Origin of the sequence: Streptomyces sp. NPDC059010, assembly GCF_042740355.1 — a bacterium.
Lineage (GTDB): Bacteria > Actinomycetota > Actinomycetes > Streptomycetales > Streptomycetaceae > Streptomyces.
Genome location: NZ_JBHYJA010000029.1, coordinates 33598 through 42458 on the forward strand (window position 1 = coordinate 33598; position 8861 = coordinate 42458).

The following is an 8861-nucleotide window of genomic DNA, read 5'->3' on the forward strand; positions in this document are numbered from 1 at the left end:
CGTTCTAGTTGTTTTGTCTCTTCTAGTGTGCCACCCACTCCCCCGCCCCCAACAAAACACCTCAAACCCCGCGGGGCGGGGGGGGGGCCCCCGCGCGCCCCGCTGAGCTCATGAACTGCGCCGCGTCGCGGCAGCGTTACGCGTCGACCTTCTCCATGACCTCGTCGCTGACGTCGAAGTTGGCGAAGACGTTCTGCACGTCGTCGCTGTCCTCCAGCGCGTCGATCAGCTTGAAGATCTTCTTGGCGCCCTCCTCGTCCAGCTCGACCTGGACGGACGGGACGAAGCTGGAGTCGGCGGAGTCGTAGTCGATGCCGGCCTCCTGGAGGGCGGTGCGGACCGCGACCAGGTCGGTGGCCTCGCTGATGACCTCGAAGGACTCACCGAGGTCGTTGACCTCCTCGGCGCCCGCGTCCAGGACGGCGGTGAGGACGTCGTCCTCGGTCAGCTCGCCCTTGGGGACGATGACGACGCCCTTGCGGCTGAACATGTAGGACACCGAGCCGGGGTCGGCCATGTTGCCGCCGTTGCGGGTCATGGCGACGCGGACGTCGGAGGCGGCGCGGTTGCGGTTGTCGGTGAGGCACTCGATGAGCACCGCGACGCCGTTCGGGCCGTAGCCCTCGTACATGATCGTCTCGTAGTCGGCGCCACCGGCTTCGAGACCGCCGCCGCGCTTGATCGCGGAGTCGATGTTCTTGTTGGGAACCGACTGCTTCTTGGCCTTCTGGACGGCGTCGTAGAGCGTCGGGTTGCCTTCGAGGTCGACGCCGCCCATCCGCGCCGCGACCTCGATGTTCTTGATCAGCTTCGCGAAGAGCTTGCCACGCTTGGCATCGATGACGGCCTTCTTGTGCTTCGTCGTGGCCCATTTAGAGTGGCCGGACATCTGCCTGTCTCCTTCGCGTAACCCATCTATGAACGAACGCCAGAGATCCTACAAGGACTCCGCTGTCCGGTTCGCGCGCACCATGTCGACGAACAGGCCGTGCACGCGGTGGTCGCCGGTCAGTTCCGGGTGGAACGACGTGGCCAGCGCGTTGCCCTGGCGGACCGCGACGATGTGACCGTCGTGCTCGGCGAGGACCTCGGTCTCGGCGCCGACGGACTCGACCCAGGGGGCGCGGATGAAGACGCCCTCCACAGGATCGCCCGCCACGCCCTTGATGTCGACCGCCGCCTCGAAGGACTCGTTCTGCCGTCCGAAGGCGTTGCGGCGCACGATCATGTCGAGGCCGCCGATCGTCTCCTGGCCCGAGCGCGGGTCGAGGATCTTGTCGGCGAGCATGATCATGCCGGCGCAGGTGCCGTAGACGGGCATGCCGCTCCGCACACGCGCGCGTAGGGGCTCCATCACGCCGAACAGGACGGCCAGCTTGGAGATGGTCGTGGACTCGCCGCCGGGAATGACCAGGCCGTCGATCTCGGCGAGTTCTTCGGGGCGCCGCACCGGCCTGGCCACGGCGTCGACCGCGGCCAGGGCGATGAGGTGTTCCCGTACGTCGCCCTGGAGGGCCAGGACGCCTATGACAGGAGTGTTCATGGGGCGGGTTACCTGTGCCTACCAGCCGCGGTTGGCGTAGCGCTCGGCCTCGGGGAGGGTGTCGCAGTTGATGCCGACCATGGCCTCGCCGAGGTTGCGGGACGCGTCCGCGATGATCTTGGGGTCGTCGTAGAAGGTGGTGGCCTTCACGATGGCGGCGGCGCGCTTGGCCGGGTCGCCGGACTTGAAGATGCCGGAGCCGACGAAGACGCCCTCGGCGCCGAGCTGGCGCATCAGGGCGGCGTCGGCCGGGGTGGCCACGCCACCGGCGGAGAACAGCACGACCGGGAGCTTGCCGAGCTCGGAGACTTCCTTGACCAGCTCGTACGGGGCGCGCAGCTCCTTGGCGGCGGCGTACAGCTCGTTGTTGTCGAAGCCGCGCAGCTTGGCGATCTCGTTCTTGATCTGGCGCAGGTGACGGACGGCCTCGACGACGTTGCCGGTGCCGGCCTCGCCCTTGGAGCGGATCATGGCCGCGCCCTCGGCGATGCGGCGCAGGGCCTCGCCGAGGTTGGTGGCACCGCAGACGAAGGGGGTCGTGAAGGCCCACTTGTCGGAGTGGTTGACCTCGTCGGCCGGGGTGAGGACCTCGGACTCGTCGATGTAGTCGACGCCGAGGGACTGCAGGACCTGGGCCTCGACGAAGTGGCCGATGCGGGACTTGGCCATGACCGGGATGGAGACCGCGTCGATGATGCCCTCGATCATGTCCGGGTCGGACATCCGGGCCACGCCGCCGTCCTTGCGGATGTCGGCGGGGACCCGCTCCAGGGCCATGACGGCGACCGCGCCCGCGTCCTCGGCGATCTTCGCCTGCTCCGGAGTGACGACGTCCATGATGACGCCGCCCTTGAGCTGCTCGGCCATGCCGCGCTTGACGCGGGCGGTACCGGTCTCGGGAGCCTGGTTTTCGGAGATGGACACGGGTGACCTCACACGGTGTAAAGAGGGTTACTGCAAGCACCGAGGAAACGGGAGTGGACCAGGCCACAGCAAGGGCCAATGGAAAGCCGGTGGATCCTTTTCCCCGTGCGTGGCACGAACGCGCTGGTCAGGCGGCTCTGTCGACCAGTGCCGCGGGCGGCTCGTCGTCCATCTCGAAGGCCATCGGGAACGGCGCGTGACCGGCCAGCCGGAACCAGCGGACCTTGCGGTGCCGGCGCAGTGCGCGGGCCGCGCGCACGGCGTCGTTGTGGAAGCGCCGGGCCATCGGCACCCGGCGGACCGCCTCGGTCAGCTCGCGCGCGGCCGCCTCTCCCCCGGGCGCCTCCCGGACGACCTCCACCTGCGGCATCTCGGCGAACACGGCGCGCAGCGCCTGGCTCAGCTCGCTCTCGGAGACCTCCCGCTGCTCCTCCTCGGCCTGCCGGGCGGCGTGCGCGGCCTCGTACAGGACGATCGAGGCGGCCGGATCCAGTACCCCGGAGGTGGCCAGCTCCTGGGCCACGGAGGCGCGGCGCAGCAGCTGGGCGTCGAGGGCGGCACGCGCCGCGTCGATCCTGGCGTGCAGCCGGTCGAGGCGGCCCGCGGTCCAGCTGAGGTAGAGGCCGGTCGCGACGAGGACGACGAGGATCCAGATGAGAGTTGCGGTCACGGGCGCAGACTAGCGACGCGGGTTCAGCCCTGTGTCGCGTGGGGCGGTCGGCGTGGCTGTCACCGACGTGGCTACCGCCCTCGTGCGGGCCGAGCGATGCGGACCGGCACCATGCGGCACGAGCCGGTGCAGGGGCGGCGAAGCCCTCCGGGCACGGCCTCCTGAGGCTCTCCCGCCTCAGTCCCGCGCCGGCCCCAAACCGGGCACGTCAGCCTCGCGCCGACCCAAACCGGCCCCGTCAGTCCCGCGCCCCCAACCGTGCCCGGTCAGTCTCGCGCCAGCCCCAGCCGTGCCCGCAACCCGCTCCCGCCACCCCCGGCGCGCTCGTCGGCCGCCACGGCCGCCGCGCCCGCCGTCACCGTCTCGTACACCGAGAGGATGTCCGCGCCCACGGTCGACCAGTCGAAGCGGCGCACATGCACGCTCCCCCGCTCCCGCAGCTCCGCCAGGCGGGCCGGGTCCTCCATGAGGCGTACGGCGGCCTCGGCGAGGGCGTCGGCGTCCTCGTTGGTGAAGAGTTCGCCGGCCGCGCCCTGGTCGAGGACCTGGGCGAAGGCGTCCAGGTCGGAGGCGAGGACCGGGGCGCCGGCCGACATCGCCTCGACCAGGATGATCCCGAAGCTCTCGCCGCCGGTGTTGGGGGCGACGTACAGGTCGACGCTGCGCAGGAAGCGGGCTTTGTCCTCGTCGCTGATCATGCCGAGGAACTCGACCCGGGAGCGGAGCTCGGCCGGGAGGGACGCCACCGCCTCCTCCTCGTCGCCCCGGCCCGCCACCAGGAGCCTGGTCTGCGGGCGGGCGGCGAGGATCTTGGGCAGGGCCCGCATCAGCACCGGCAGGCCCTTGCGGGGCTCGTCGATGCGGCCGATGAAGCCGATCGTGTCGCCCTGCCACTCGGGATTGGGCTCGGCCTTGGCGAAGAAGTCCACGTCGACGCCGTTGGGGATGACGACCGCGTCGCCGCCCAGGTGTTCCACCAGCGTGCGGCGGGCGTACTCGCTCACCGCGATCCGGGCACTGATCTTCTCCAGGGCCGCCTGGAGGATCGAGTACGCGGCGATCATCGCCTTGGAGCGGGGGTTGGAGGTGTGGAACGTGGCGACCATCGGGCCCTGTGCCGCCCAGCAGGTCAGCAGGCCGAGCGACGGCGAGGCCGGCTCGTGGATGTGGACCACGTCGAACCGGCCCTCGTGCAGCCAGCGGCGCACCCGGGCCGCCGACAGGAAGCCGAAGTTCAGCCGGGCCACCGAGCCGTTGTACGGCACCGGGACGGCGCGGCCCGCCGAGACCACGTACGGCGGAAGCGGGGTGTCGTCGTCGGCGGGGGCCAGGACGGACACCTCGTGGCCGAGCCGGATGAAGTAGTCGGCGAGGTCGCGGATGTGGAACTGGACGCCGCCCGGGACGTCCCAGGAGTACGGGCAGACGATGCCGATCCTCACGGACGCTCCCCTGCCGGGCCGTCGGACGGCCGTGGTTCGAGGTCGGCGAGCCACAAACGCTGGAGCATGTGCCAGTCCTCCGGATGTTCGGCGATTCCCGAGGCGTAGGCATCGGCCAGCGCCTGTGTCATGACAGACGTCTTCTCGGCCCGGGTACCTGTCTCGGGTACCTCCACCGGGGGATGGACGCGGCCCTTCATGACGGGTGAGTCGTCGTACCAGAGCGTGACCGGCAGCAGCAGCGCGCCGGTCTGCTGGGCCAGCAGGGCGGGTCCCGCGGGAATCCGGGTGGACTCCCCGAAGAACTTGACCTCGACGCCGGAGGCGGACAGATCACGTTCGGCGACCAGGCAGACCAGGCCGCCGTCGCGCAGCCGCCGGGCCAGCGTGCCGAAGGCGGTGCCACCGCTGTGCGGCAGGACCTCCATGCCGAGGCCCTCCCGGTAGGCGACGAAGCGGTCGTAGAGGGTCTCGGGCTTGAGGCGCTCGGCAACCGTCGTGAACGGCGTCTGAAGCTTGGTCGTGACCCAGGCGCCGGCGAGGTCCCAGTTGGCCATGTGCGGCAGCGCCAGGATGACGCCCTGGTCGGAGGCGATCCCGTCGGTCAGGTAGTGCACGTCCTTGGGATCGAAGCCGCTCTTTATGCGCTCGGCGCTCCACGCCGGGAGCCGGAAGGACTCCATCCAGTAGCGCAGGTACGAGCGCATGCCCGCGCGCGAGAGCTCGGCGAGGCGCTCCGGGCTCGCGTCGGGCACCACGCGCGCGTAGTTGCTCTCCAGGCGCTGGACGCCCTTGCCCCGCTGCTTCCAGGCGAGGTCGGCGATGGTGCGGCCGAGCCGTACGGCGACGGGCTCGGGGAGCTTCTTGACGGTGCCCCAGCCGAGGCCGTACAGCGCGTCGGTGAGCCGCTCCTGGGCACTCACTTCGCTGCCTCGCTCCCGTGAGAGGCGTTCTCCTGAGAGGCGTTCTGCGGCTGCTCCTGCGCGGCCGCGGCCTCCGCCTCGGCCGATTCGCGGCGGACCGTGACGACGCGCTGGATCAGTGTCACCAGGCTACCGACCGCGACGATCCACAGGGCGACGGGCAGCAGGTACTGGATGCCGGGGACGCCGAACTTGTGCAGGCCCGCGAAACCGGCCGCGACCAGCGAGATCACCAGCCGCTCGGCGCGCTCGACGAGGCCGTTGACGGCGACCGGCAGGCCGATCGACTCGCCCCGGGCCTTGGTGTACGACACCACCTGGCCGCTGACCAGGCAGAAGATCGAGACGGCGCACAGGACGAGGTCGTCGCCGCCACCGGCGTACCAGAGGATGAAGCCGCCGAAGATCGCGCCGTCCGCGACCCGGTCCAGGGTGGAGTCCAGGAAGGCGCCCCAGCGGCTGGTGCGGCCGAGCTGGCGGGCCATGTTGCCGTCGACGAGGTCGGAGAACACGAAGAGGGTGATCACGACCGTGCCCCAGAAGAACTCGCCCATGGGGTAGAAGACCAGCGCGCCCGCCACCACACCGGCCGTGCCGAGGAGCGTGACGGTGTCGGGGCTGACGCCCCGCCGGATCAAAAACGCGGCGAACGGTGTGAGGACACGCGTGAAGAATGCACGCGCGTACTTGTTCAGCATGGCCTTCCCGAGGGTCGGTGTGGCGCCGTGCGGCCCTGCTGGCCACCGGCTGGCCCATCGTAGCCACGCGCGCGTGAGTGCGACCGCCGGGCACTCGTACACAGGCTGAGCGGCCTGTTCCGCCGGTGCCGATGGCAGGATCACGTCCGCCGTATGGACGCACCGTGACGGGAGTGGAAAGCTCGAAGGACCGCGGGCGTCACCGGAGCCGCCATCGCACGCGGATCCGCATGTCCGCGCCCACAGTGACCTCACCGTGCACGGGAGGCAGGATCATGGGCGACAAGGCGAACGCACACCCCGGAGCCGCCGGCAGGGCTACAGCGGCCGACCACCCCGCGTCCGTACGGAATGTGGTGCTGGTCGGCCACTCCGGATCGGGCAAGACGACCTTGGTGGAAGCTCTCGCGCTGACCGCGGGGGCAGTGAACCGGGCGGGCCGTGTGGAGGACGGCGGCACCGTCTCGGACTACGACGAGATCGAGCACCGGCAGCAACGTTCGGTGCAGCTCTCCCTGGTGCCGGTCGAATGGGACGGCATCAAGGTCAACCTTCTGGACACCCCCGGATACGCCGACTTCGTCGGCGAACTCAGGGCCGGTCTGCGAGCGGCGGACGCGGCCCTTTTCGTCGTCTCGGCCTCGGACGGCGTGGACGGCTCGACCCGCATGGTGTGGGAGGAGTGCGCGGCCGTCGGCATGCCGCGCGCGATCGTCGTCACGCACCTGGAGGCCGCGCGGGCCGACTACGAGGAGATGACGCGGATCTGCGCGGAGGCCTTCGGCGGGGACGACCCCGACGCGGTGCTCCCGCTGTATCTGCCGCTGCACGGCCCGCAGGGCCCGGACGGACACGCGCCCGTGACCGGGCTGACCGGGCTGCTGTCGCAGAAGCTGTTCGACTACTCGTCCGGGGAGCGCAAGGAGGCCGAGCCGGACGACGACCAGCTGCCGGAGATCGAGGAGGCCCGTAACCGGCTGATCGAGGGGATCATCGCGGAGAGCGAGGACGAGACCCTCATGGACCGGTATCTGGGCGGCGAGCAGGTCGACGTCAAGACGCTGATCGACGACCTGGAGCGAGCCGTCGCGCGCGGCACGTTCTTCCCCGTCCTGGCCGCCGCCCCCGCGGCCGACGGTGCCCGCCACGGACTCGGCACGGTCGAGGTGCTGGAACTGGTCACACGGGGCTTCCCGACCCCGCTGGAGCGCGAGGCGCCCCGGGTCACCACGGTGGACGGCAAGCCGCGCGAGCTGAAGCTGTGCGATCCGGACGGACCGCTGGTCGCGGAGGTCGTGAAGACGGCGTCCGACCCGTACGTCGGCCGGGTGTCGATGGTGCGCGTCTTCTCCGGCACCCTGCGCCCCGACGAGACGGTGCACGTCTCCGGGCACGGGCTGGCCGACCGCGGGCACGAGGACCACGACGTCGACGAGCGGATCGGCGCCCTGTCCGCGCCCTTCGGCAAACAGCAGCGCACCCTCACCCACTGCATCGCCGGTGACCTCGCGTGCGTGGCGAAGCTGAGCCGCGCCGAGACCGGGGACACGCTGTCGGCCAAGGACGATCCACTGCTGATGGAGCCCTGGCAGATGCCCGACCCGCTGCTGCCGCTGGCCATCCAGGCGCACAGCAAGGCGGACGAGGACAAACTCTCGCAGGGCCTGTCCCGGCTGGTCGCCGAGGACCCGACGATGCGGCTGGAGCAGAACCAGGCCACCCACCAGGTCGTGCTGTGGGCCCTGGGCGAGGCGCACGCGGACGTCGCCCTCGAACGGCTGCGCAGCCGCTACGGCGTGCAGGTCGACGTCGTACCGCACAAGGTCTCGCTGCGGGAGACGTTCGCGAGCAGGTCGGCGGGCCGTGGGCGGCATGTGAAGCAGTCCGGCGGGCACGGGCAGTACGCGATCTGCGAGATCGAGGTGGAGCCGCTGCCGGGCGGCTCGGGCATCGAGTTCGTGGACAAGGTGGTCGGCGGGGCGGTGCCGCGGCAGTTCATCCCGTCGGTGGAGAAGGGCGTGCGGGCGCAGGCGGCCAAGGGGGTCGCGGCCGGCTATCCGCTCGTCGACGTCCGGGTCACGCTGCTCGACGGCAAGGCGCACTCGGTGGACTCCTCCGACGCCGCGTTCCAGACGGCCGGTGCGCTGGCGCTGCGGGAGGCGGCGGCCGACGTGAAGATCCATCTGCTGGAGCCGGTCGCCGAGGTGTCCGTGCTCGTCGGTGACGACTACGTCGGCGCCGTGATGAGCGACCTGTCCGGGCGGCGCGGCCGTGTCCTCGGCACCGAGCAGACCAGCGGTGGCCGCACCCTCATCAAGGCCGAGGTGCCCGAGATCGAGGTCGGACGGTACGCCGTCGATCTGCGGTCGCTGTCGCACGGCACCGCGCGGTTCAGCCGGTCCTACGCCCGGCACGAGCCGATGCCGCCGCAGATCGCGGAAAGGATTCGCGAAGAGGCGCGCGACGCCTCCTAGTTGGCGCCCGGCACCACCAAGTGGCGTTTGACGACGTCACCGAACGACTGTTGCGGAATGCTCCCCTCCGCGGGGGGGGGGGGGGGGGGGCCGCCGCCCCCCGGGGGGGGGGGGGGGGGGGAAGCGGATGGTTTTTTAAAAAGTGTTGCCCCCGCCGGCGGCCGGGGGGCCCCCCACAACCCACGGC

Annotated in this window: 8 protein-coding genes; 1 reads left to right on the top strand and 7 read right to left on the bottom strand. The window is 70.8% G+C overall.

Annotated elements, in window-relative coordinates; all coding sequences use genetic code 11:
* Nucleotides 1–136: 136 nt before the first annotated feature.
* The 7 genes from ACFWYS_RS28530 to pgsA all read right to left on the bottom strand — a co-directional run bounded on the left by ACFWYS_RS28530 (nt 137) and on the right by pgsA (nt 6200).
* Nucleotides 137–889: a YebC/PmpR family DNA-binding transcriptional regulator gene (locus tag ACFWYS_RS28530; protein ID WP_384774857.1), complete on the bottom strand. Its 753-nt coding sequence runs from the start codon at nt 887–889 to the stop codon at nt 137–139.
* A gap of 48 nt (nt 890–937) precedes the next feature.
* Nucleotides 938–1543 (bottom strand): pyridoxal 5'-phosphate synthase glutaminase subunit PdxT, encoded by a 606-nt coding sequence (gene pdxT, locus ACFWYS_RS28535; protein ID WP_384774860.1) that lies wholly within the window; start codon nt 1541–1543, stop codon nt 938–940.
* Nucleotides 1544–1561: 18 nt separating this feature from the next.
* Nucleotides 1562–2467 (bottom strand): pyridoxal 5'-phosphate synthase lyase subunit PdxS, encoded by a 906-nt coding sequence (pdxS, locus tag ACFWYS_RS28540; protein ID WP_062154397.1) that lies wholly within the window; start codon nt 2465–2467, stop codon nt 1562–1564.
* 127 nt (nt 2468–2594) lie between these two features.
* Entirely contained in the window at nt 2595–3137 is a 543-nt protein-coding gene (locus tag ACFWYS_RS28545) for a hypothetical protein (RefSeq protein ID WP_384774863.1), read from the bottom strand.
* A 266-nt stretch (nt 3138–3403) separates the two neighbouring features.
* A complete protein-coding gene (locus ACFWYS_RS28550) occupies nt 3404–4579 on the bottom strand; it encodes a glycosyltransferase family 4 protein (RefSeq protein WP_384774866.1) in 1176 nt (391 codons plus the stop codon).
* On the bottom strand, nt 4576–5502 hold the full coding sequence (locus ACFWYS_RS28555; RefSeq protein ID WP_384774869.1) for a phosphatidylinositol mannoside acyltransferase: 927 nt from the start codon (nt 5500–5502) through the stop codon (nt 4576–4578). The genes ACFWYS_RS28550 and ACFWYS_RS28555 overlap by 4 nt, the downstream gene beginning before the upstream one ends.
* On the bottom strand, nt 5499–6200 hold the full coding sequence (gene pgsA / locus ACFWYS_RS28560) for a phosphatidylinositol phosphate synthase (protein WP_384774871.1): 702 nt from the start codon (nt 6198–6200) through the stop codon (nt 5499–5501). The genes ACFWYS_RS28555 and pgsA overlap by 4 nt, the downstream gene beginning before the upstream one ends.
* A 275-nt stretch (nt 6201–6475) precedes the next feature.
* Here pgsA and ACFWYS_RS28565 point away from each other — a divergent pair, with 275 nt between their 5' ends.
* The gene (locus ACFWYS_RS28565) at nt 6476–8674 is read left to right on the top strand and encodes an elongation factor G-like protein EF-G2 (RefSeq protein WP_384774874.1); all 2199 of its coding nucleotides are present in this window, start codon (nt 6476–6478) and stop codon (nt 8672–8674) included.
* Nucleotides 8675–8861 lie beyond the last annotated feature (187 nt).

Coding starts and splice junctions, on each gene's coding strand:
- pdxT (WP_384774860.1), bottom strand. CDS start 1,543: ATGAACACTCCTGTCATAGGCGTCCTGGCCCTCCAGGGCGACGTACGG.
- ACFWYS_RS28565 (WP_384774874.1), top strand. CDS start 6,476: ATGGGCGACAAGGCGAACGCACACCCCGGAGCCGCCGGCAGGGCTACA.
- ACFWYS_RS28530 (WP_384774857.1), bottom strand. CDS start 889: ATGTCCGGCCACTCTAAATGGGCCACGACGAAGCACAAGAAGGCCGTC.
- pgsA (WP_384774871.1), bottom strand. CDS start 6,200: ATGCTGAACAAGTACGCGCGTGCATTCTTCACGCGTGTCCTCACACCG.